At 41.1% G+C, this 21,532-nt stretch carries 21 protein-coding genes; 13 read left to right on the forward strand and 8 right to left on the reverse strand.

The features are described 5' to 3' along the window. Positions 1-128: 128 nt before the first annotated feature. Positions 129-1,514, forward strand: coding sequence for a LutB/LldF family L-lactate oxidation iron-sulfur protein (locus JKG61_RS21225; RefSeq protein ID WP_202105020.1), 1,386 nt, complete (start codon positions 129-131; stop codon positions 1,512-1,514). A gap of 35 nt (positions 1,515-1,549) precedes the next feature. On the opposite strand, the gene serS is transcribed toward JKG61_RS21225, so the two are convergent. Next, a complete protein-coding gene (gene serS / locus JKG61_RS21230) occupies positions 1,550-2,821 on the reverse strand; it encodes a serine--tRNA ligase (protein ID WP_202105021.1) in 1,272 nt (423 codons plus the stop codon). A 90-nt stretch (positions 2,822-2,911) separates the two neighbouring features. Here serS and rsmI point away from each other — a divergent pair, with 90 nt between their 5' ends. The 4 genes from rsmI (at position 2,912) to JKG61_RS21250 (ending at position 7,256) form a co-directional block, all read left to right on the forward strand. Then, positions 2,912-3,577, forward strand: coding sequence for a 16S rRNA (cytidine(1402)-2'-O)-methyltransferase (gene rsmI / locus JKG61_RS21235; protein WP_202105022.1), 666 nt, complete (start codon positions 2,912-2,914; stop codon positions 3,575-3,577). 118 nt (positions 3,578-3,695) lie between these two features. Beyond that, positions 3,696-4,415 (forward strand): PH domain-containing protein, encoded by a 720-nt coding sequence (locus JKG61_RS21240; protein WP_202105023.1) that lies wholly within the window; start codon positions 3,696-3,698, stop codon positions 4,413-4,415. A 9-nt stretch (positions 4,416-4,424) separates the two neighbouring features. Beyond that, positions 4,425-6,047, forward strand: a complete 1,623-nt coding sequence (lnt, locus tag JKG61_RS21245) for an apolipoprotein N-acyltransferase (protein WP_202105024.1) — start codon at positions 4,425-4,427, stop codon at positions 6,045-6,047. Positions 6,048-6,122: 75 nt separating this feature from the next. Beyond that, positions 6,123-7,256, forward strand: a complete 1,134-nt coding sequence (locus JKG61_RS21250; protein WP_202105025.1) for a cysteine desulfurase family protein — start codon at positions 6,123-6,125, stop codon at positions 7,254-7,256. A gap of 32 nt (positions 7,257-7,288) precedes the next feature. Here the strand turns inward: JKG61_RS21250 and JKG61_RS21255 are convergent, their stop codons facing one another. Then, positions 7,289-7,705, reverse strand: coding sequence for a copper resistance protein NlpE (locus JKG61_RS21255; RefSeq protein ID WP_202105026.1), 417 nt, complete (start codon positions 7,703-7,705; stop codon positions 7,289-7,291). 174 nt (positions 7,706-7,879) lie between these two features. Next, positions 7,880-8,212 (reverse strand): tetratricopeptide repeat protein, encoded by a 333-nt coding sequence (locus tag JKG61_RS21260; protein ID WP_202105027.1) that lies wholly within the window; start codon positions 8,210-8,212, stop codon positions 7,880-7,882. 424 nt (positions 8,213-8,636) lie between these two features. Here JKG61_RS21260 and JKG61_RS21265 point away from each other — a divergent pair, with 424 nt between their 5' ends. From JKG61_RS21265 to JKG61_RS21280, 4 genes are all read left to right on the forward strand, one after another. Then, positions 8,637-9,374 carry an electron transfer flavoprotein subunit beta/FixA family protein gene (locus tag JKG61_RS21265; protein WP_202105028.1) on the forward strand — a complete coding sequence of 246 codons (738 nt, stop codon included), beginning with the start codon at positions 8,637-8,639 and terminating at the stop codon, positions 9,372-9,374. Positions 9,375-9,389: 15 nt separating this feature from the next. After that, complete coding sequence (locus tag JKG61_RS21270; protein ID WP_202105029.1) at positions 9,390-10,364, forward strand: electron transfer flavoprotein subunit alpha/FixB family protein; 975 nt, start codon at positions 9,390-9,392, stop codon at positions 10,362-10,364. 116 nt (positions 10,365-10,480) lie between these two features. Beyond that, positions 10,481-11,107: a bifunctional nuclease family protein gene (locus JKG61_RS21275; protein ID WP_021071433.1), complete on the forward strand. Its 627-nt coding sequence runs from the start codon at positions 10,481-10,483 to the stop codon at positions 11,105-11,107. 9 nt (positions 11,108-11,116) lie between these two features. After that, complete coding sequence (locus tag JKG61_RS21280) at positions 11,117-12,493, forward strand: nucleoside permease (RefSeq protein WP_202105030.1); 1,377 nt, start codon at positions 11,117-11,119, stop codon at positions 12,491-12,493. Positions 12,494-12,553: 60 nt separating this feature from the next. Here JKG61_RS21280 and JKG61_RS21285 read toward each other — a convergent pair whose 3' ends face one another. Next, entirely contained in the window at positions 12,554-12,970 is a 417-nt protein-coding gene (locus JKG61_RS21285; RefSeq protein ID WP_037458830.1) for a hypothetical protein, read from the reverse strand. 238 nt (positions 12,971-13,208) lie between these two features. Here JKG61_RS21285 and JKG61_RS21290 point away from each other — a divergent pair, with 238 nt between their 5' ends. Beyond that, a complete protein-coding gene (locus JKG61_RS21290) occupies positions 13,209-14,201 on the forward strand; it encodes an energy transducer TonB (RefSeq protein WP_202105031.1) in 993 nt (330 codons plus the stop codon). A gap of 57 nt (positions 14,202-14,258) precedes the next feature. Here JKG61_RS21290 and JKG61_RS21295 read toward each other — a convergent pair whose 3' ends face one another. The 3 genes from JKG61_RS21295 to JKG61_RS21305 all read right to left on the reverse strand — a co-directional run bounded on the left by JKG61_RS21295 (position 14,259) and on the right by JKG61_RS21305 (position 16,145). Continuing rightward, complete coding sequence (locus tag JKG61_RS21295) at positions 14,259-14,741, reverse strand: helix-turn-helix transcriptional regulator (RefSeq protein ID WP_202105032.1); 483 nt, start codon at positions 14,739-14,741, stop codon at positions 14,259-14,261. A 696-nt stretch (positions 14,742-15,437) separates the two neighbouring features. Then, entirely contained in the window at positions 15,438-15,617 is a 180-nt protein-coding gene (locus tag JKG61_RS21300; RefSeq protein ID WP_202105033.1) for a hypothetical protein, read from the reverse strand. Positions 15,618-15,845: 228 nt separating this feature from the next. Continuing rightward, the gene (locus tag JKG61_RS21305) at positions 15,846-16,145 is read right to left on the reverse strand and encodes a GIY-YIG nuclease family protein (protein ID WP_202105034.1); all 300 of its coding nucleotides are present in this window, start codon (positions 16,143-16,145) and stop codon (positions 15,846-15,848) included. Between the two features lie 974 nt (positions 16,146-17,119). Between JKG61_RS21305 and JKG61_RS21310 the strand changes: the two genes are divergently transcribed. After that, a complete protein-coding gene (locus JKG61_RS21310; protein ID WP_202105035.1) occupies positions 17,120-17,920 on the forward strand; it encodes an RNA polymerase sigma factor in 801 nt (266 codons plus the stop codon). A 3-nt stretch (positions 17,921-17,923) separates the two neighbouring features. After that, positions 17,924-19,018, forward strand: a complete 1,095-nt coding sequence (locus JKG61_RS21315) for a hypothetical protein (protein WP_202105036.1) — start codon at positions 17,924-17,926, stop codon at positions 19,016-19,018. A gap of 30 nt (positions 19,019-19,048) precedes the next feature. Here the strand turns inward: JKG61_RS21315 and JKG61_RS21320 are convergent, their stop codons facing one another. Next, a complete protein-coding gene (locus JKG61_RS21320) occupies positions 19,049-20,284 on the reverse strand; it encodes a DoxX family protein (RefSeq protein WP_202105037.1) in 1,236 nt (411 codons plus the stop codon). Positions 20,285-20,464: 180 nt separating this feature from the next. Between JKG61_RS21320 and JKG61_RS21325 the strand changes: the two genes are divergently transcribed. Then, positions 20,465-21,511 (forward strand): WG repeat-containing protein, encoded by a 1,047-nt coding sequence (locus JKG61_RS21325; RefSeq protein ID WP_202105038.1) that lies wholly within the window; start codon positions 20,465-20,467, stop codon positions 21,509-21,511. Positions 21,512-21,532: the final 21 nt, after the last annotated feature.

Consider the following 21,532-nt stretch of genomic DNA (forward strand, 5'->3'; position numbering starts at 1 on the left):
GGTGTTAACAAAAACTCCCGCTGTATTACAGCGGGAGTTTTTGTTAACACCAAATAAAACGGCTACGATAGCGCATTATCGTGTCAATTAAAATATACACTTTCAGAAAAAAAGAGTAGTTTTACCACATGGCCCAAAACGTTGCAGAGAAATTCTTAAAAGATAGCACGACAAAATCCTTTGACCTCCGTCACCGCGAAATAATCAATAACAACATTGATAAATACAGTGTGGCCTTCGAAAAAGGAAAAAGCAAGTTTAAAAATCTAGATAACTCCAAAGCCAAGGCAAATCTGATAAAATGGAAGGTTATGGAAAACCTCGACAGATACCTTTTGGACTTCGAGGCCAACTTTACACGCAACGGAGGGAAGGTTATCTGGGCCAATGACGCCGAAGAAGCACGCCAGGAGATATGGAAAATCATGGAAAGGCACAACGCCGGCTCTGTGATAAAATCGAAGTCCATGGCAACGGAAGAAATTGAGCTGAATCATTTCCTCCAGACAAAGGGCATCAGTACTATCGAAAGCGACCTGGGGGAATATATTGTACAATTGCTAGACCAAAAGCCTTATCATTTTGTGACTCCAGCAATGCATTTGAGCCTCGAAGATATTGCCAAGCTATTTCACGAAAAATTCGACACGCCACTAGACGCCACAGCGGAGCAACTCACGATGAAGGCCCGCGAACTACTCCGATCCCACTACACCAGTGCTGATGTCGGCATCACAGGCGCTAATTTCTTGATCGCGGACAGCGGAAGCATTGCCATCACAGAAAACGAAGGTAATGCACGATTGACCACAACTTTCCCTAAAATACATATTGCTGTCGTAGGAATAGAGAAAGTCATCCCCAACCTCTCGGACTTGGATCTATTTTGGCCCTTGCTTGCTTCACATGGTACAGGACAAAACCTGACCGTATATAACAGCATCCTGAATGGGCCGAGAATGGATACCGATACCGATGGTCCAGACGAGATGTATGTGGTCCTATTGGACAATGGCCGCTCGCATCTCTTAGAAAAGAAAGAACAGCGCCAAGGCTTATACTGCATACGCTGTGGATCTTGCCTCAACGTATGTCCGGTCTACCAAAATATAGGAGGTCACACCTACGAAACAACCTACCAAGGTCCAATAGGCTCATTGATATCTCCACATTTGAATGGTATGAAAGAATTTAAACATCTTTCGTATGCTTCCAGCCTATGCGGCAAATGTACAGAAGTATGCCCCGTAGGGATCGATATACACAAAATGCTCTTGAATAACAGACGCGATGCTGTTCAGGAAAACCTCGCAGCTCCCAATGAAAAACGTATGTGGAGAGGATTCGCCTACATCATGCGCAAGCGGAGCCTGCTCGATTTCTTTGGAGGCAAGTTTAAGAATTTCTTTATGCGCTATTTCTTTAAGAAATCATGGGGCGATAAACGTACATTGCCCGAACTCCCTAAAAAATCCTTTGCGCAGCAATGGAAAGAAAAAGACAAACATTCATAAAAAAGCGAGCCTAGGCTCGCTTTTTTTATGAATGTTTAATCGATATATTCAAATCCGGTATAAGGTACCAGTACCGAAGGGATTTTAATACCACGTTCGGTTTGATTGTTTTCTAAAATAGAAGCTACAATACGCGGCAGTGCCAAAGCCGAACCGTTCAGCGTATGCGCCAATTGCATCTTACCTTCTTCATTTTTGAAACGTACTTTCAACCGGTTAGACTGATAGGTTTCAAAGTTTGAAACAGAAGATACTTCCAGCCAACGCTCCTGTGCAGCACTGAACACCTCCATATCATAGGTAAGTGCCGCAGTAAAACTCATATCGCCACCGCAAAGACGGAGCACACGGTAAGGCAATTCTAACTTCTGCAACAACCCTTGTATATAATTGCTCATCTCTTCGATCACTTCATACGACTTAGCTGGATGCACAATCTGCACCGCCTCTACCTTATCAAACTGATGTAATCGGTTCAGACCACGAACATGTGCTCCATACGACCCAGCTTCCCTACGGAAACAAGGCGTATACGCACAGTGTCGGATCGGAAACTGTTCTTCCTTCACAATTACATCCCGATACAAATTGGTGACAGGCACCTCTGCCGTCGGAATAAGATAGAGATCATCATTCGTGACATGATACATTTGTCCCTCTTTATCGGGCAATTGTCCTGTAGCGAAGGCCGATGCTTCATTGACCATAATGGGCACCTCTACTTCCGTATATCCTGCCTCAGCAGCCTGATCCAAAAAATAATTGATTAAGGCACGCTGCAAACGAGCACCTTTACCTTTATAAACCGGAAAACCAGCCCCCGTCACCTTCACACCAAGTTCCAGGTCTACAATATCATATTTTGTCAACAGCTCCCAGTGCGGCAACTTAGCCTCTCCCAGATCAGGTATAGTACCGTGTGTCAGCACCACCTCATTCTCTTCAGGAGTCGTACCTACCGGCACCGAACGATGTGGCAGATTGGGCAACTGTACAATTTTATGATTCAGTTCCTGTTCTACCTGAGACAATTTTTCGGTAAATTCTTTAAGTTGCTCTTTATACCGCGAGGAGTTTGCTTTAATGGATTCGGCTTCTTCTTTTTTTCCTTGACGCATCAAATCACCAATTTGCTTAGCGGACGAATTTGCTTCAGCAGCAATCGCATCGGATTCGTTCTGAATCTGACGACGTTGTTCATCCAAGCTAATGATTTCATCAACCAAAGCCACATCTTTAAAGTTTTTCACAGCCAATCTCTCAATGACTGCGTCCCTGTTTTCTCGGATAAAATTTAACTGCAACATATATTTTGAGTTTTATGTCGCAAAGATAAGAAGTCTATTGCTCAAAAAATTACTTTTTGAGCCTTTTCCGTAAAATCTTTACCTTTGACTATGCTATACTTAGTCCCCACCCCCATTGGCAACTTAGAGGATATGACCTTTCGAGCCATACGCATATTGAAAGAATCGGATCTCATTCTTGCAGAAGACACACGCACCAGCGCTCCTCTACTAAAACACTTTGGTATAGAAAAAAAGGTATTTGCCCATCACCAGCACAATGAACACAAGGCCGTTGCCGAGATTATACGTTTTTTAAAAGAAGGCCAGCAGATCTCGTTGATCTCGGATGCGGGGACACCTGCCATCTCTGACCCCGGCTTTTTATTAGTCCGCGAAGCTATAAAAGAAGGCATCACGGTACAATGCCTTCCCGGAGCAACCGCATTTGTACCCGCGTTGGTCAACTCTGGATTGCCCAACGACAAATTCTGCTTTGAGGGATTTCTGCCCGTTAAAAAAGGGAGGCAGACCCGGATGAAGCAGCTTTCGGAGGAAAAAAGAACGATGATATTTTACGAATCACCGCACCGCCTATTAAAAACCATAGAAGAATTTATCACCTACTTTGGTGAAGACAGACAAGCTTCTATATCTCGTGAGCTCAGCAAGCTATACGAGGAGACCCTGCGCGGGACATTGGCAGAATTAAAAGTACACTTTGAAAACAACCCGATAAAAGGGGAATTCGTCTTTTGCGTAGCGGGCCTAGAATAGCATTAACACCACACTTAGGTAAAAGTTTGATTGACAGTTAGTGAATACAGCGCTTTTTATTTAAGTTTACTAGTAGATATATAGCACATTATTGATCACGATCATTATTCAATAAGACATGAGTTTAGATAAGTTTATACAAGACGGACAAGACATTAAAGTTGTAGAAAAAATATATGGCAAGATTGCTGATATGCTGACACATGGAGAGACCATTAGTTATATTGCACTACAAAAAAAACCAGCAGTAACCCTGCTCCCCGACAGCATCACCATCAGCGACAAACGGATTTTTCTCTGTGAATTTACCAAATTAGGACTAGCGACCAATTTTGAGATTTTCTCTTGGAAAGACATCAAAGATATTGCTTTCAAGGAAGAGATATTTGGCTCTAAAGTTACTGTTATTCCATTTACCGGCGAAAATCTCAGTATAGATTATATTCCCAAAGTACAGGCCCGTAAGTTATACCAGCTCATAAAAGAAGCTTTAGAGCATGTCAAGATTGAGCAGGACGAACCCGTTGCTACCACTAAGATTATAGCGCCTGTACGTGACATCTATGGAGAGCCAAAGAAAGAAAGTCCAGCACCTGCCGCACCGGTGTTCGAGACTCCGGCACAACCGATCGTCGAACCTCCTGTAGAATCAGTAGAAGAGACCAAAGTAAAGCCGACTCCTTTCTTTGGACAAGCAACCCCGTCTCCTGTTTCTATTCCTGCAGAGGACGACGAACTCACGCTAAAATTAAAGAAGTTAAAAGCACTATTTGACAAACAGTTGATTTCTCAGGCAGAATACGAAAATAAAAAAGCAGAAATCCTATCCCAGCTATAAAACGATCACGTGAAACAAAATTATTTACTGGCACTACTCAGTGCCTTTATGCTTTGGCTTGCATGGCCGCCAGTTCCTTATACCGGACTCTTACTATTAGTCGCGTTTGTACCCCTATTGGTCGCTGTTGAAAACATCATCCGAGGCAACTACAGCAAAAAAGGAACGAAAATATTTCAAGTTAGTTTCTTGACGGGCCTTGTCTGGAACACCGCATCGATCTATTGGGTATTTAATGCCATGAACGCCTTTCTTCCTGCTGTAGTATCCTTAGGCATTGCATTGATTCCCTTTGCACTGGCTCCCCTATTGATGGCCTTAGTCTTTAGGTTATACTATCAGCTGCGCAAGCGCCGACATATCGCCGTTAGTTTTGCAGGTCTTGTATCCCTATGGATAGGCTATGAGTACCTGCATCAAAGCTGGGGGTTGGCTTTTCCGTGGATGAATCTAGGGAATGGTCTTTCCAATGTACATCAATTGGTGCAGTGGTACAGTCTCACTGGTGTATACGGCGGCACACTATGGATTTGGTTAGCAAATATTTTTGCATTCCTCTACTATTGGCAATACAGAGAAAAGGTTGCCGCATTTTCTCAAAAGAAGCTAATTATCGGCATCCTAGCGATCGTATTATTACCGATAGGGATTTCGCTGTTCCAATACTCCACCTACGAAGAACATATTAACCCTTCGGAAGTCGTCGTTGTACAACCCAATATAGACCCGTATCAGAAATTTGGTTCTATCACACCTGAACAGCAATTAGATAAATTATTTGAACTTTCGGCAAGTGTCGCCAAACCCAATACCGAATTCTTCTTATGGCCCGAAACCGCTATTTCGGACCGCAACGGTATCCATGAAGAAGATTTCAGAGCATACCCTGCTTACGAAAAAAGCATTTCTTTTTTAGAGAAATACCATAACGGCAACATCCTATCGGGTATAGAGAGCTACCTCCTCTACCCGGATCAAAAGACATTGACCGCGCGCGCCTTTGGCAATAAATACCTAGATAGCTTTAACGCTGCAGTATTGATCGATGGCTCTAGCAAAGTACAGTTTTACCACAAATCCAAATTGGTACCAGGTGTAGAGCAGATGCCTTTTGGTCGGGCTCTTTCCTTTATGAAGCCCCTCTTTGAACATTTTGGCGGTACTACCGGAGGTTATGGTTATGACAAAGAGCCATCGGTATTTTACAGTCAAAGTGGAATAGGCGCTGCTCCCGTGATTTGCTATGAGTCCATCTGGGGTGAATATGTAGCCCAATACATAAAAAAAGGCGCACAGTTTATCGCTATCGTGACTAATGACGGCTGGTGGAAAGACACCTCAGGCAAAGACCAGCATTTGGCCTATGCCAAGCTAAGAGCGATCGAGAATAGACGATGGGTAGCTCGTTCGGCCAATACCGGGATATCCGGTTTTATTAATCAACGTGGAGATATTGTACAACGAACCGAATGGTGGGTACCAACGGCGCTGTCACAAGAAATCAATCTAAACGAAGAGCTGACCATATACACAAAATACGGGGATCTGATTGCCTATTTAGGATTGTTGGGCTGTCTAGTTAGCGTCGTATTAATAGCAATTCCAACGTCTACACGCAATAAAATTTCCTGATCGGGGTACATCACAAACACACTCTTTCAGAAATAAATATAAATAAATACAGACACAATAGTTAATTTTGTAACTATGCAAGTATATCTAGACAACGCAGCTACTACTGCCATTGACCCAGCCGTCATTGAGGTAATGGTAGCAACTATGCAAAATGACTTTGGAAACCCTTCTTCTATACACACGCATGGCAGGCAGGTAAAAACAATTATAGAAAAAGCCCGCAAGACGATAGCTAATTTATTACACGCCTCCCCTTCGGAAATCTTTTTCACCTCCGGCGGTACAGAAGCAGATAATATGGCGATCATACGGTCTATAGAAGATTTTGGGATCACACATGCCATCACGTCTCCTATAGAACATCATGCCGTACTCCATACGCTAGAAGAATTGGAAAAAACGGGCAAAGTGCATTTGGATTTCCTACGTGTAGATAGCGAAGGACACATTGACCTACAGCACCTGGAAGAATTGTTACAAAAAAATCCCCGTAGCTTCGTTTCTATCATGCAGGCCAATAATGAGATCGGCAATCTTACTGACCTACATCAAGTGTCCGAGATATGTCAGCGCTATAATGCACTATTACATTCCGATACTGTACAGACAATGGGACATTATCCCCACGATCTCACCACACTTAAGATTGACTTTATAACCGGCGCGGGGCACAAATTCCATGGCCCTAAAGGAGTTGGTTTCTTGTATATTAACGGCAAGAATAAAATAAAACCACTAATTTATGGAGGAGCCCAAGAGCGCAATATGCGTGGCGGAACAGAAAATATCTATGGTATTGCAGGAATTGCTAAAGCCTTAGAAATTGCTTACAGCCATATGGAAGAGCATCAGGCGCATATACAGGAGTTGAAGAGCTATATGATCGACCAGCTATCCAAAGCTATTCCCGATGTTCAGTTTAATGGATGTATTGATCCAAAGCGTTCTCTTTATACCGTTTTAAATATATCCCTACCGTGCACAGAAATGGCTGATGTATTACTGTTTAACCTAGACATTATGGGAATATCGGCATCAGGAGGTAGCGCTTGTAGTTCAGGCTCCGATATAGGTTCACATGTATTGGCTGGCATCAAAGCGGACAGTGAGCGCCCCTCCGTCCGTTTTTCATTCAGCAAATGGAACACCAAGGCAGAAATCGACTATGTGGTGTCCAAATTGAAAGAAATTTGCGAACATGATTAATAAAAAAAGGAATCTGGTTTAGATTCCTTTTTTTATTTCATCTTAGCGAGCTGATAGCTTTCTGCCAGATCTCCCGTTATCTCATTCCCTGAGAGATCCAACTGCACGAGCAGCTCACTTTCAATTTTATATTTGTAATCAACACCATCCAGAATCAACTTATTTTTATCGATTTCCCACTTTCCTTCTTTTACAAACTGTTCATTGGACTTACCGTCATACATATACGTCAGCGTGTAAGAATGATCACGATGTAGTTCCAATAAAGTAGTAATAGCATCGCAATCAACGCACGGCAAATTTCCAGTATACACCCCGACTACATTGGCGGCTAACAACTCGATATTCTCCAGCTTATCCTTTGCTGTAGTTCTTTTTTTGTTGTTTATACAACCAACAAAAAAAGAACTGATTATTAAAGCTATAGATATGTAGTTAAAAATCCGCATTTGTACTCCTTTTAAAAAAGCTTTCAAAAACAGTACCAAAAAAAAATTGGTCAGCTTATTAACATGCAAAATTTTTCGAATACAGCTTACATCAAGCATAAATACTTATCAGAAGCTATTAAACAACAAGTATACACATAGATAAGAAAACATTATATACCTTGTAACTAAGCATTAATAATCATCATCCTCATCTATACCACGCAAGAGATTTAAAGCTGCCTGCAACTCGCCCATAGCATGTCTATTTCTCATCCTATTTGCAACTATTATCCCCTCTTCATAGATTTTTTCCGCAGACTCTTTCTCGTCCTGTTTCTCTAAAAACTTAGCATAGTGATAATATGTACCTACATAATCAGGGTAGACCGATACCATATGTGCAAATCCAGCCCTACTCTGTTCTATATCTCCTAGCTTGACATATTCCATCGTTAGCGCATAATGCAAAAAAGGATCCTGCGGTGTCTCCTTTATAAATTCCTTAAGCTGCTCTATCCTATCCATATATTTTCTGATATCTAATAATCTCTGCAAAGAAAACTAAAGCCGTTTACAAAACAAAACACTAATTAAGACTATTGCTCAGCAACAGCAATGAACTGAGTTTGCAAATATTGTCAAACGCAACAGAAATTTAGTTTACCACAACACGTCATTTCGACCGTAGTGGAGAACCTCGAGGAGCTCAACGCAGTTAAATCTATGGATAGCTATAAATTTAACCCTTTTTATCTGTGAATTTCTCCACAGGGTCGAAATGACGTGAAACATATTATAACCAACAATCCAATATTATGCACGCATAGGATTTTACATAAAATTGACTATATTTGATAAGTAAACTTAAGTGTTAATCAGTAGATTTACTGTATCAAGCGTTCTTAGCAACAAGTAATGAATTTATGGTTTAAAAATAAAAGATTAGTATATGAAGATATTAGTATGTATAAGTAATGTCCCGGACACTACATCGAAAATAACATTTACAAACGACAACACAACATTCAATACTGCAGGGGTGCAGTATATCATCAACCCTTATGATGAAATTGCATTATCCAAAGCAGTCGATCTCGCCGCAGCTACTAACGGAACAGTAACAGCGATTACAGTAGGTGATGCGGGTACCGAACCTACGATCCGCAAAGCTTTAGCTATTGGTGCCGATAATGCTATCCGTATTGATGCGCTCCCTGCTGATGCATGGTTTGTAGCCAATCAGATTGCGACTTACGCAAGGGACAATAATTTTGATCTGATATTAACAGGACGGGAGTCTATTGATTACAATAGTGCTCAAGTAGCCGCTATGCTGGGTGAATTATTAGGGATACCTTCCGTTTCTGTTGCAAAAGGACTTCAGGTGAGTAACGGTCAAGCTAATATCGAACGTGAAATCGAAGGAGGAAAAGAAATGCTGACGTCCTCCCTTCCTGTTGTAGTCGGTACTGCGGAAGGAGTCGCTGAGCCTAAAATACCTAACATGCGCGGTATTATGGGCGCCCGTAGTAAACCCTTAGAGGTAATTCCACCAGCAACTGTTGATCCCCTTACCAAGATTAAATCCTACGCGACACCTCCTTCCCGTGGCAGTGTGAATTTGATCGATGAGGATCAGGTAGAACAACTGGTCAACTTATTACATAACGAAGCGAAAGTCATTTAATAATTCAGAAATTTTATGTCAGTATTAATATATATAGAGAATACAGAAGGTCAACTTAAAAAGTCTGCCTTTGAAGCTGCTTCCTATGGCAAGGCTATTGCAGAACAACTACAGACCGAAGCAATCGCGATTTCCATAGGAAATGTGCAAGATGACCAAATCCAAAAACTAGGAAGTTATGGAATTTCCAAAGTGCTTAACGTCTCTACAGACACTCTTAAGTCTTTTGTCAATCAAGCCTATGCTTCCATCATTGCATCGGCAGCAAAAAAGGAAAATGCATCTGTAGTGATACTTTCTAATACATTCAGTGGAAAAGGACTAGCTCCCCGCGTAGCGGCTAAACTAAGTGCCGGTATTGTCTCTGGGGCATCTGGTGTACCGCAGATCAGCGGAGATACCTTTGAAGTACAAACATCTGCCTTCTCCAACAAAGCAATAGCAACTGTATCAGTACAATCAGTAATAAAAGTCCTTACCGTCAACCCCAATGCATTCCCTGCCAAAGAAACAGGTGGATCTACGACGATTGAGGCCTACACACCAGATATTGCTCAGGCTGACCTTAGCACTGTCGTGCAAGAAATAGTACGTGCTACCGACACCATATCACTACCCGAAGCAGAGATTGTAGTATCTGCAGGCAGAGGACTTAAGGGACCAGAGAACTGGGCTATGATCGAAGAATTAGCACAAGTTCTTGGCGCGGCCACGGCCTGCTCGAAACCTGTTTCCGACGCAGGTTGGAGACCTCATTCGGAGCACGTGGGCCAGACTGGAATCGTTGTTAGCCCGAATTTGTATATTGCCATCGGTATATCCGGTGCTATACAGCACTTAGCAGGTGTTTCATCTTCCAAAACAATCGTCGTCATCAACAAAGATCCAGAAGCCCCTTTCTTCAAAGTAGCGGACTATGGTATAGTAGGAGATGCTTTTGTCATAGTTCCCAAACTGATAGAAGCATTAAAAAAACATAAAGGAAACTAAAAACATCGATATATAATGGCACCATTTGATGGTGCCATTGTTAATTTCCAGCATTTTATCTAAGTTTGTATCATTGGAAAAGGGGGAGCCTAATCCATATCACGGAGTGTATTAGGATGAAGAAACTAAAGTTAGATATTGTCGGCTTATCATATAGTCAAACTCAGTCGGGCGCTTATGCATTAGTATTGGGTGAAGTAAATGGGAACAGACGCCTTCCTATTATTATTGGAGGATTCGAAGCACAGGCTATTGCTGTGGAGATTGAAAAAATGACCCCTAGTAGGCCGCTCACACATGATCTTTTCAAATCTTTTGCAGATGCTTTTAGTATCGGCCTCGAAGAAGTATTGATATACAACCTCGTTGACGGAATATTTTTTGCTAAGATTGTATGTAACACCGCAGGAAAGCTCCTAGAAATTGATGCCCGGACTTCCGATGCTGTAGCGCTAGCCGTACGTTTCGGCTGCCCGATATACACTTACGATTTTATCATGGCCTCGGCAGGCATTGTTATTGAAAACAATGACTTTGCATTTCTGGAAAATATATCTGCTGCCTCTAGCACCGAAAGCACGGCTCCCGAACAACAGGACGAACAACCTACCCCAACTCCAGCATCTCCATACGCATCGCTCACCGATGAACAACTGGAAAACACCTTGCAAAAAGCGATTGCCAATGAGCAATACGAAGCTGCAGCCCGTATCCGAGATGAGATCGAAAGACGAAAATCATAATACATCGATATGTCTATAAAATTAAGACTAACTGTCATGAACTTCCTACAGTTTTTCGTGTGGGGAGCATGGTTGATTACCATTGCCAATTATTGGTTCGGTACCAAGCAATGGGACGGCACACAGTTTGGAGCTATCTTTTCGACCATGGGGATCGCATCCCTATTCATGCCGACACTGATGGGGATTATTGCAGACAGATGGGTCAATGCGGAGCGCCTTTATATCGGACTTCACTTGCTCTATGCGGTGTGTCTCATTTATTTGGCACAGGTATCAAATCCCGACAGCTTCTTTACGGTGATGTTGCTGGCCATGTGTTGTTACATGCCCACCCTAGCCCTCTCCAACTCTATTGCCTACAGCTCGCTGACGAAAGGAAACCATGACTTGATTAAGGCCTTTCCTCTGATTAGAGTATGGGGCACTGTAGGTTTTATTGCAGCTATGTGGCTCACCAATCTTACAGGCAATAAAGCGACCGAGTACCAGTTTTATATTGCTGCTGGAGGATCCATATTTCTAGGCATCTATGCGATGTTCATGATTCCCAAATGCCCACCGCAACACCTTACTAAAGAAAATGCCAAGCTATCCGAACTCTTGGGATTAGAAGCCTTCAAACTGTTTGGCAATTACAAGATGGCGCTCTTTTTTATATTCTCTATGTTCTTGGGTGCCGCCCTTCAATTGACCAATGCCTATGGTGACGTATTCCTGAGCGAGTTCGCTTTTTATCCCAAATATGCAGATTCCTTAGTGGTAGAACGCTCGACCATCATCATGTCCATATCACAGATATCAGAGACACTATTCATCTTGGCTATTCCATTTTTCTTAAAGCGCTTTGGTATCCGCAATGTCATGCTCTTCGCGATGATTGCCTGGGTATTACGTTTCGGTCTTTTTGCTTATGGAGATCCATCTTCCGGTCTATGGATGATTATCCTATCCTGCATTGTCTATGGCATGGCATTCGACTTCTTTAACATATCTGGATCACTTTTCGTAGAGACATCGACAGATTCAAAGATACGCTCCTCAGCGCAAGGGCTATTTATGATGATGACCAATGGAATTGGTGCAATCTTAGGTTCACAGGTCTCCGGTTGGCTGATAGATAAATATTATACGAAGCCCTTTGACACCCTAGCAGGTCTCGCAACACGGCTCGAAACCAGTACAGATAACCCAAAACTATTGGACTTTATTGCCGGTAAAGGAGTGCAAATCACGAATGGCACATTCGATTCTGCGATTTATTTAAAAGATTGGCAACATATATGGCTAGCATTCGCTATCTATACCTTGGTGATTGTAATTGCCTTCTCGATTCTATTCAAGCACAAGCACGATCCCAAAGACTTAGAAAATACAGGTCATTAACATACAAAAGGCTCTTCAGAAATTGAAGAGCCTTTTTTGTTATCGTTTAAATATTTTTATTTATCTCGCCTTGACCTCAGCTATCATCGTTAATACTGCATCAATAGTCGATTTGGCGGCATCTTTCATTTTTTGTGTACCGGCGTAATCCGCATCTAGTGTCACCTCTTTAGATTTTTCTTTGTACGTATATTTTAAGATATAGCGCGGCACTTGCTTTCCTTCCGTAGAATCTTTCCGTGCTGTAGTCATGTCGTCATCCACGTTCCAAAACCCCAACTCCATCGCTTTGCGGTGTAAGTACAATAAGTCGTTGTCCCGCATTTTCAATGTATCCGTCAAAACCTGGTTATCCTTTGTCAGATAATGATAAATCCTTGTCTTAGAATTGTACGTATTCAACATCTCTCCAGGCGTACCATACGTAATCTCAATGGATTCAAAATCTGAAAATCGGTAAGGAGCATTTTTTATCATGGATGAATAATAAATACCACAGTAGACTACAAATGGAACAATGATACAGATTCCTAGAAAAATTTTTCTTGCCTTATCGCTCATAACTAAAAAATATGCACAAAAGTACATATTTAAAATACAACCTGTGTCAGAGAAACGCAATTAGCACGTTGCTATTTAGTCAAAGCTTGATAAAATTTATTTTACTTATGTTTGTATACACTTCGTGCATAACAATCGTTGTTGAGTGGAAATAATGAAGCATACAATTTTCTCTATCAGTAAATATCTAGTAGTCTTATTTTTTTTAGGCTTAACAAATCAGCTACAGGCGCAGGAAACCATCGTTACCTACATCAAAAAAGATGGAGGGTTCACACCTCTACAAGATTCTGCTGCATATACCAGCATAGTGCACCTCCAGCCCAATGAGGCAGGTTTATACCAACTTCGTGAATACTATCCCAATGGCAACTTGAAGCGCCGGGGTTGGGTCAAAGCTGCAGACCCTAAACGATTGCGCTTTGAAGGCTTGGTAGAAGACTTTTATGATAATGAAATACTAAAATCCACCTATCAGTACAGTAATGACAGGCTACTGGACACGGCAAAAAAATATTATAGGAACGGGGGGTTAAAAGAGACTATCGTGCATTTAAAACCCACAACTCCCCCTACTGACCTCTCGCCTAGAGATCTGTCCGGCAGACTTGTCTATTATGCAGACTCATTGGGCCACGTTCAGGTTAGCAATGGCAATGGCATTGCCACAATAATACGTGATGAGACCAAAAAAGAACAAGGAGAATACATCAACGGGCTACGCGAAGGACATTGGACAGGCTTCCTTCATAATGGAAAGTCTCAGTTTGAAGAATGGTACAATAACGGAATTTTAGAAAAAGGAGTAACAACAGACAGCCTAGGGCAACAGCACAAGTACACACAGAAAGATGTTGAACCCGAATACCCAGGAGGCATCATGCAACTGAGAATGTTTATAGGCAACAACTATAGATACCCGGCTGAAGCTATTAAAGCGAACGTATCGGGACAATTACTCATCAGCTTTGTAGTTGAGAAAACAGGAAAGACCTCCGAACATAAAATCATTAATGATCTAGGATATGGTACAGGGCAAAGAGCCATCGAAGTACTAAAGAGAGCAAAAGACTGGACTCCGGGGTACCACCGCGGACTTCCTGTCCGAGTCGCCTACTCCGTCCCCATTCAGTTAAACCTGAACTAAGTAGTCTTAAATTCAAGCTGATCTGAGATAACACTTTTGCCAAACAAACAGGCAAAACTAGAACTCTGACTCTGATGGAGGCTTTAAATACTTTTTGTAATTCCCCTCTTTGATATAGTCTAGGTCTCCTTCTTTGCAGTAGCCTGTCAGATAAACGGAGTACTTATTACTATCTGCTTTGTCGGCGTCAAGTTCCTTGATCACATCGGAAACACGTCTAGGCGTTTCAAAAAAATCAGACTCATATACGAGATAGTCCAACTTTTGATTCTTTTCAACACGTTTTTGAGATTCTGGTGGCAAAGCAAAAAGCGGGGTTAATTCAATGTCGCTCTCGAAAAGATCCCGTGGCTGGATTTGTAGAGCGCGACAAATAAGCAAAAAGTTATTAAGCGTAGTGCCTCTACCTTTTTCCAATGACAACACAGTCACCGTTGTTACTCCTGTCATATCCGCTACATCGTTTTGCGAATAAGCGAGTGACTCTCTCCGTAACCGGATTTTTTCACCTAGTTCTTTTAATACACTCTTATTTAGCACACTCACAAAACAAATAGAAACAATATTTGCGCAAACATTGAAAAATATATTTTTATTATATTTTGCGCAAATGATGTTTATTTGTATCTTTGATTAGAGATAACCAACACTTATATATAAACATGAGAGACACACTATATAAGAACATCGTTAAATCCCCTGTTTAATTAAAGCAGGAGAATTACAAAAGAGGTATTAATCAAAGCAACAGTATTAGCGCCCAATTTTATACAAAAACCAATTATTGCTTAAAATCCTCCATTATTTTAGTTCACGTCATTTATGCTTTTTAGCATGAAACAGGAACAATATTGCTCTTTGACATATTGGTATGGGTAAAAATATTTGAGGCTGCTTGTTCAGCCGTAGGGTGAGGGTGTATTGCTACTCACTAAGTACCCTTAATATTATTTCTGTAGATGCTCACAGTTTGTACATCTTGACGTCATCTCGACCGTAGCGGAGAGATCTAACAATATATTATCACAGTTTGTAGGGTAGGAACAACCACATTAAAGATAGAGTCCTGTATATGGCCCCCTGTAGATGCTCACAGCTTGTAGCGTAGGAACAACGGCGAAGTACTTCTTTGCCCGTTTCGGTCGCCTGCAGATGATCCAACTGGTCTCCCCAGACGTCACCCTGAGCGGATCCGCCAGTTGGCGGAGAAGTCGAATGGGGCTAACGACATAATAGTTACTCCTTGACAGTCCGTAGATCTCTCAATTCCGCTTCGCTCCAATCGAGATGACGAAAGGAACAAAGCAAATGCAATTGGTAGGGTAATAACAACTCACTCGTGAACGAAAGCGTCAATTCCCTTCTATAGATGCTCACAATTTGTAGGGTATACACAACAGAGTCTTCAGATTTCATGATTGAACCCACCTGTAGATAGTCACAATTTGCACATTTTGACGTCATCTTGACCGTAGCGGAGAAATCTAAAAAACTGGATTTCAATCTTTATAACTCATAGATCTCTCTATTCCGCTTCGCTCCAATCGAGATGACGAAAGGAACAAAGCAAATGTTATTTGTAGGGGTATACACAACCGAGTCTCGTCAACGAAAACTAAGCTTTTAACAAACAGACACCTTAGTTTACCACTCCTTAACAACCTCCCAGAGGTCGTTCCATTGCGGATTAAGCTTATTTATAAGAATCTCTTTCTTTGCTCGGTTCCATTTCTTGAGCTGTTTCTCTCTGTCGATGGCTTCTTCAATAGTAGAGAAGGATTCATAATAAACACAAAGACAGGAATTATACTGACTCGTAAACGAATTGGCATACCGCTTCTCACGGTGCTCAACCAACCTAGTGTATAAATCAGAAGTCACTCCAATATAGAGCACCGTTCGGTTTACATTAGTTAGCATGTATATCACACCACCTCTTTCCATAGTATTAAGATACTAAATTAAACAACATACACGAGGCTGCTTGTTCAGCCGTAGAGTGAGGGTGTATTGCCACTCACTAAGTACCCTATATTGAAAACACACAGGGCACCCTGTAGGTAATCAAAATTTATTCCCATCACGTCATTTCGATTGAAGCGCAGTGGAATAGAGAGATCTAACGCTAGAAGTATCCTGTAAAACTAATAGATCTCTCCACAAGGTCGAGATGACGAAAGGAACAAAGCAAATATTATTTGTAGGGTAGTAACAACCCGATTAAAGCTAAATTATTCCCCCGACCTGTAGTTGATCACAGTGTGTAGGGTATTAAAAACGGCTTCTACTGTAACCCTTTTGCTTTAATCATCTTAATGACAATTTATTTGTCTTGTCCCCGTCATCTCGATTGTAGCGCAGCGGAATAGAGAGATCTAACGAAATAACATTTAATACTAGACAGTCCATAGATATTCCGATACTCGGAACAGGCACTCGACTGCGCTCGGTATGACGAAATGAATAAGCAAATACAATTTGATAGGGTAGTAACAACTCTTTGTTTTACAATCAGTCAATCTGAACACCTGTAGATGCTCACAGTTTGTAGGGTATTAACAAAGTATAGGTAAATACATCTAAGCCTCGTCGCCTGTAAATGACCAAAATTTGTAGGGCAATTATTAATTGCAAAAGTAGTTAACCCTACATAGTTCATAGATCTCTCCACAAGGTCGAGATGACGGGGTGTACGAAGCATTCACAATTCATTGGGAAACAACAACACAGACCTAGGAATTCACTAAGCCACTACAACTATTAGGATACTTACAACAGACGTCAGAAACTTTTATCTCCCATACCAATACGTCTAGCAAACAACACACAACTGCGGTAGCCTTGGCAAAAAAGATAAAACCGGCAAAATCGCTAAGGTTATACGCAGTTATTTTGACAGCACGCTAAACAATTAAAACATGAAGCTATGCAACACACAGCTCCACCTCTCCTTGCTCAAGGAGGGTAAGGAAAAAGGTTTGGATTATTTTTACCAAAAGTACTTCGACACATTCTGCTATCGGGCCGAACGTGCCACCGAAGACTTATGTGCAGCAGAGAGTATTGTACAGGAGGCTTTCTTTCGTCTGTGGCTCTTCCGAGAGCAGATCAAAGACAGTGAAGCCGTATTTAACTTTCTAAAGAAACAGATCCGAGCGGCGATTGGTATATACTACACCAAAACTAGGAATAGATTTCAACGTAGTCTATTACGTTTAGATAGTATTGAAGACTATCAGGAATTCATGTTGGGTTACGATATGGAAACTGAGGATGAAATAGATACAGTTTATTTAGAACAACTGGAGGAGGAGAAACAAAGTCAGCTTGAAAAACTCAATAAACTACTCCCCTTCCTCTCCGAACAGCAACAGAATTTCATCAAATTATGTTTACGATACAGCTTTAATTATGAACGAATTGCCTACTACCTAGGTGGAATATCGGATTATGAAGTCAGTTTACAAGTAGAAAAAACAATTAATGCCCTACGTCAGATATTTCAAAGCCAGGACAAACTCAATATCCTCAACACCCCTAGCTCAATAAAGTTAGAAGGCGAATTTTCGGCAGAACAGGCCGAAGTCTTACGTATGCGCTATGAACTTCAGATGTCATTCGATGAGATCTCAGAATCACTCCAACTAAGTTCATCCCTCGTCAAAAAAATATTTATAGAAGCACGAGCTAAAGTTAAATCCACTAAAAAGACAGCATAAATCATGGAAAAAGACACTATTGTACTCACCAGAAAAATACAGTTACATATTGATTCGGACGACAAGGAAAAACGAGCCGAATATTACAAGACGCTATTCGAGTGGCAGGATGTCGTATTCCGCGGAGCTAATATGGTGATGTCTCACCAGTACATACAAGAGCAGATGAAAGACCTGATCTACTTACAGGATGACGTAAAAATCAAACTAGCCGACCGCAACAAGGATGAAGAAGGCATACTAAATACATCACGAATGAATACGACCTATAAAATATTGTCCCGTTATTTTAAGGGCAAGATCCACTCCGATATCCTGTCCTGTATCAACATGACGCTGATAAAAACCTTCAATACCGAAAGGCTAGACTATTGGAAAGGTACCAAGTCCCTACGTAACTACAAAAAGGATATGCCCATTCCTTTTTCCGGCAGCCAGATCAAACTCCATAAGGATGAAAATAACAGAGATTTTAGGTTCACACTTTTCAAAATTCCTTTCCGAACGTACCTTGGCAAAGACCGATCGGACAAACGAGTATTATTACAGCGCGCACTCGTAGGGCAGATCAAGATCTGCGGAAGCTCTATCAAGATCGTAAAAGGTAAGATTTTCTTACTAATCGCTCTGGAAATGCCTAAAAAGCAACAGGAACTAAAAGATCATATTATTGCCGAGGCCTCATTAGCTGTTGAGCATCCCATCACGGTACAGATTGAAAAAGAGAATTTTCAAATCGGGAATAAAGAAGAGTTTCTCTACCGTCGTATCGCAATACAATCGGCCAGACATCGTATCCAACGGGCTGCAACGTTCTCCAGAGGCGGCCACGGACGTAAGAAGAAACTAAAAAGTCTAGATCAATACAACGAAAAGGAGAAAAAATACGTAGACAACAAACTTCACCTCTACAGCCGTAGATTGATAGACATCTGTATCAAGGCGCAAGCAGGCACTCTCCTGCTCGTCAACCAAAGTCTAAAGGAAGAAGTCGCTAAAGAAGACGAATTCCTCCTCCGAAATTGGTCTTACTATGGGCTTATCGAAAAAATAAAATATAAAGCTGATATAGCAGGAATACAAGTTATTACGGAATAAATATAGGGCTGTTTCAAATGAGACAGTCCCCTATCTATTATAAGGATATTCCTGTATCCAATTGAACCCACGCTTCCTCAGCTCAAAGTCCTCTGGTTTCTGCTTAACTAACTTGATGACTTCTGTACGACTATCAAAAACTTTCTTTAAGAAGACATCGCCATTATCATCAACAGAATAGTCGAATGTGTAATTATTTAGTGATATTGTCTTGTTGCCAACATCTATTGTTGGCGTTATCGCTATTTTCTTATAGTATTTATCCCGAACACTTTCATAACCTTCATATTCGAAAACAATAAACATCCAATCCTTGGGAATACTCTTCCGCTCGGTATTATCATCGTCAATACGGTAAATACCATAGAAGGCTGATTTCTTGAAATAGTGGTCAATTAGCTTATGCCTATTCAACAAGCCTGTAACCTGCTGCGCTACAAAAACAAGAAGAATCATAACTTTGAGTCCGATCATCAGCTTATTTTTCCAAGACCGTGTGTATATCGGCCTTTCCAGTAGTTGCAACTGACCAAGACGCCCACGCACCAACAAATTGAACAAAGTTCGGATATAAGGTAAGAGCAAATAGAGCGATAATAAAAATAAGGCCGTCGAAAGGATCTTGACAGGGACATCAAAAAAATAGTTGGTCGCCATAATATTGATACTCACAGCTGTAGTGATCAGCGCCCCGAGTACCATTGTCCTGCGAAACAGCAGGAGACCTGCCAGTACCTCTACGATACCTACGAAAATATTGTAGCCTTTGGAATAACCAAAATAGGTCCAAGCCAGTCCCATTGGAGAAAACTCACCCAAAGGTTGCATCAGTCTACCCAGCCCCGGAGGAGGCATCTGCGAGTGAGTCAGCTTGACAACACCATAATTGATCAGCATAAATGCGATGTAATATCTCGTAATCGCTGTCAACCAATAGTAACAGGTATTATAGCTCTTCCTGTCTCTATCCAACACAGACCAAACCAGGGTCCCTAATACCGCAACAACCAAAAATACCGCCAAAGAAACCCAATCATACGAGGTGTCTCCGCTACCATTAGTATACACTGCGTAGTCATACTGATAATTTAGAATATGAATTGCAAACCAATGGCATAACTGGCGCATCGGCGTAGTCAGAAACTGAGTCAAATAACCCAACAACGAGAAAGCTCCATTATTCTTAAACAGGATAAACGAAAGAATGAAAATAAAACTGAAGCGAAAGCCTATTTTCCTTGATAGCGTCCATGATTGGTCAGTCATAAGTTAACATATTAAGTTACTGTTGAAGTTAGTAAAAATCATCCATCTCTATCCACCTTTAACTTTATTTAAGACTTCAATCCTGCCGTTCCTTTTATACCCAATCTTTCCATATCCACAGTAACAAACATTCCTACTTCGATAGATTTTATGTAGGTTTAAAAAGAAATAGCGATGTATATGTCTATAGAAAACAGTTTTAGTATAATCGGGTGTATTCTTTTAGGTTTTATCAGCTCCGTATCTGGACAAGAACTCTATTACTTTACCGATAAAGATTCTATTCAATTGGGGGTAAAATCAGCGACAGAAATAATTGTCCCGCTTGGAAGACATAGAATAACGTACGAAATTGATTTTTCTAAACCTATCCTCTCTCCCATCTTTGAATTACCGGGAAGTCTAAACAAATCCCCACTCGCGACGGATAATCCCGCTATGCCATCGGCTACGGTATATAATAGAAAAGGGGAGCCTCTTTACTACACCTTGTGGTTTGATAATGGCAGTGATTATTTTTCGGAAGACCTACAACGTATTATCGCCTTAGATAATGGAAAAATTGGATTTGCCGACGAGGAGGGAAATATCAAAATCTCCCCTGAATGGGACTTTGCAATTCCATTCAACTATGGTTATGCAACAGTACTACGCGATGTCAAAAAAGAACGAATAGATGAAGAGCATTGGACTGTAGTGCCAAACTCCTCCAGCTCATTCAAAGGATATATGAACAAAAACGGAAATCTGATCACACCGAGCAAAACAAAAAAACATGAAAAAGACTATGTCTTAGAAAATGGGGAATACCTCCCTTACCCGTTCAGCTATACCAAAGATGAACAAGACATTCTAAAGAGATTTGAAGAATATTACGAGATTATTAATGATATCTCTTTACACAATTATTACAGCTCGGATCCTAAACCAGAAGTATCCCTACAGTTTGAAATCATAAAAAGACCTACCGAACATTTTCCGTATTACAAGCTTCAAGGCTACCGCAAGCAGCGTACAGAAGATGATTATATATTTTTGTTTCATGCCGAGGACCAAACTTTTCACTATATCGATTACCCCTATTCCTTAGAGCAAGAAAATATTAAGCCAATAAAAGAATACATACTGGAAAACCTGGAAAGAATCATCGAATACGACAAGCAAACGTCTAAACATCAATCATCATATCCCTTTGATATTGACCATGCCTATCAAAAGTGGAGATAAAAACAAAAAGAACAGTATAAC

Source organism: Sphingobacterium faecale (assembly GCF_016746095.1).
Classification (GTDB): Bacteria; Bacteroidota; Bacteroidia; order Sphingobacteriales; family Sphingobacteriaceae; genus Sphingobacterium; species Sphingobacterium faecale.

Coding starts and splice junctions, on each gene's coding strand:
- rsmI (WP_202105022.1), top strand. CDS start 2,912: ATGCTATACTTAGTCCCCACCCCCATTGGCAACTTAGAGGATATGACC.
- serS (WP_202105021.1), bottom strand. CDS start 2,821: ATGTTGCAGTTAAATTTTATCCGAGAAAACAGGGACGCAGTCATTGAG.
- JKG61_RS21305 (WP_202105034.1), bottom strand. CDS start 16,145: ATGGAAAGAGGTGGTGTGATATACATGCTAACTAATGTAAACCGAACG.
- JKG61_RS21315 (WP_202105036.1), top strand. CDS start 17,924: ATGGAAAAAGACACTATTGTACTCACCAGAAAAATACAGTTACATATT.
- JKG61_RS21240 (WP_202105023.1), top strand. CDS start 3,696: ATGAGTTTAGATAAGTTTATACAAGACGGACAAGACATTAAAGTTGTA.
- JKG61_RS21265 (WP_202105028.1), top strand. CDS start 8,637: ATGAAGATATTAGTATGTATAAGTAATGTCCCGGACACTACATCGAAA.
- JKG61_RS21300 (WP_202105033.1), bottom strand. CDS start 15,617: ATGAAATCTGAAGACTCTGTTGTGTATACCCTACAAATTGTGAGCATC.
- JKG61_RS21320 (WP_202105037.1), bottom strand. CDS start 20,284: ATGACTGACCAATCATGGACGCTATCAAGGAAAATAGGCTTTCGCTTC.
- JKG61_RS21310 (WP_202105035.1), top strand. CDS start 17,120: ATGAAGCTATGCAACACACAGCTCCACCTCTCCTTGCTCAAGGAGGGT.
- JKG61_RS21325 (WP_202105038.1), top strand. CDS start 20,465: ATGTCTATAGAAAACAGTTTTAGTATAATCGGGTGTATTCTTTTAGGT.
- JKG61_RS21280 (WP_202105030.1), top strand. CDS start 11,117: ATGTCTATAAAATTAAGACTAACTGTCATGAACTTCCTACAGTTTTTC.
- JKG61_RS21270 (WP_202105029.1), top strand. CDS start 9,390: ATGTCAGTATTAATATATATAGAGAATACAGAAGGTCAACTTAAAAAG.
- JKG61_RS21275 (WP_021071433.1), top strand. CDS start 10,481: ATGAAGAAACTAAAGTTAGATATTGTCGGCTTATCATATAGTCAAACT.
- JKG61_RS21250 (WP_202105025.1), top strand. CDS start 6,123: ATGCAAGTATATCTAGACAACGCAGCTACTACTGCCATTGACCCAGCC.
- JKG61_RS21290 (WP_202105031.1), top strand. CDS start 13,209: ATGAAGCATACAATTTTCTCTATCAGTAAATATCTAGTAGTCTTATTT.
- JKG61_RS21260 (WP_202105027.1), bottom strand. CDS start 8,212: ATGGATAGGATAGAGCAGCTTAAGGAATTTATAAAGGAGACACCGCAG.
- JKG61_RS21225 (WP_202105020.1), top strand. CDS start 129: ATGGCCCAAAACGTTGCAGAGAAATTCTTAAAAGATAGCACGACAAAA.
- JKG61_RS21255 (WP_202105026.1), bottom strand. CDS start 7,705: ATGCGGATTTTTAACTACATATCTATAGCTTTAATAATCAGTTCTTTT.
- JKG61_RS21285 (WP_037458830.1), bottom strand. CDS start 12,970: ATGATAAAAAATGCTCCTTACCGATTTTCAGATTTTGAATCCATTGAG.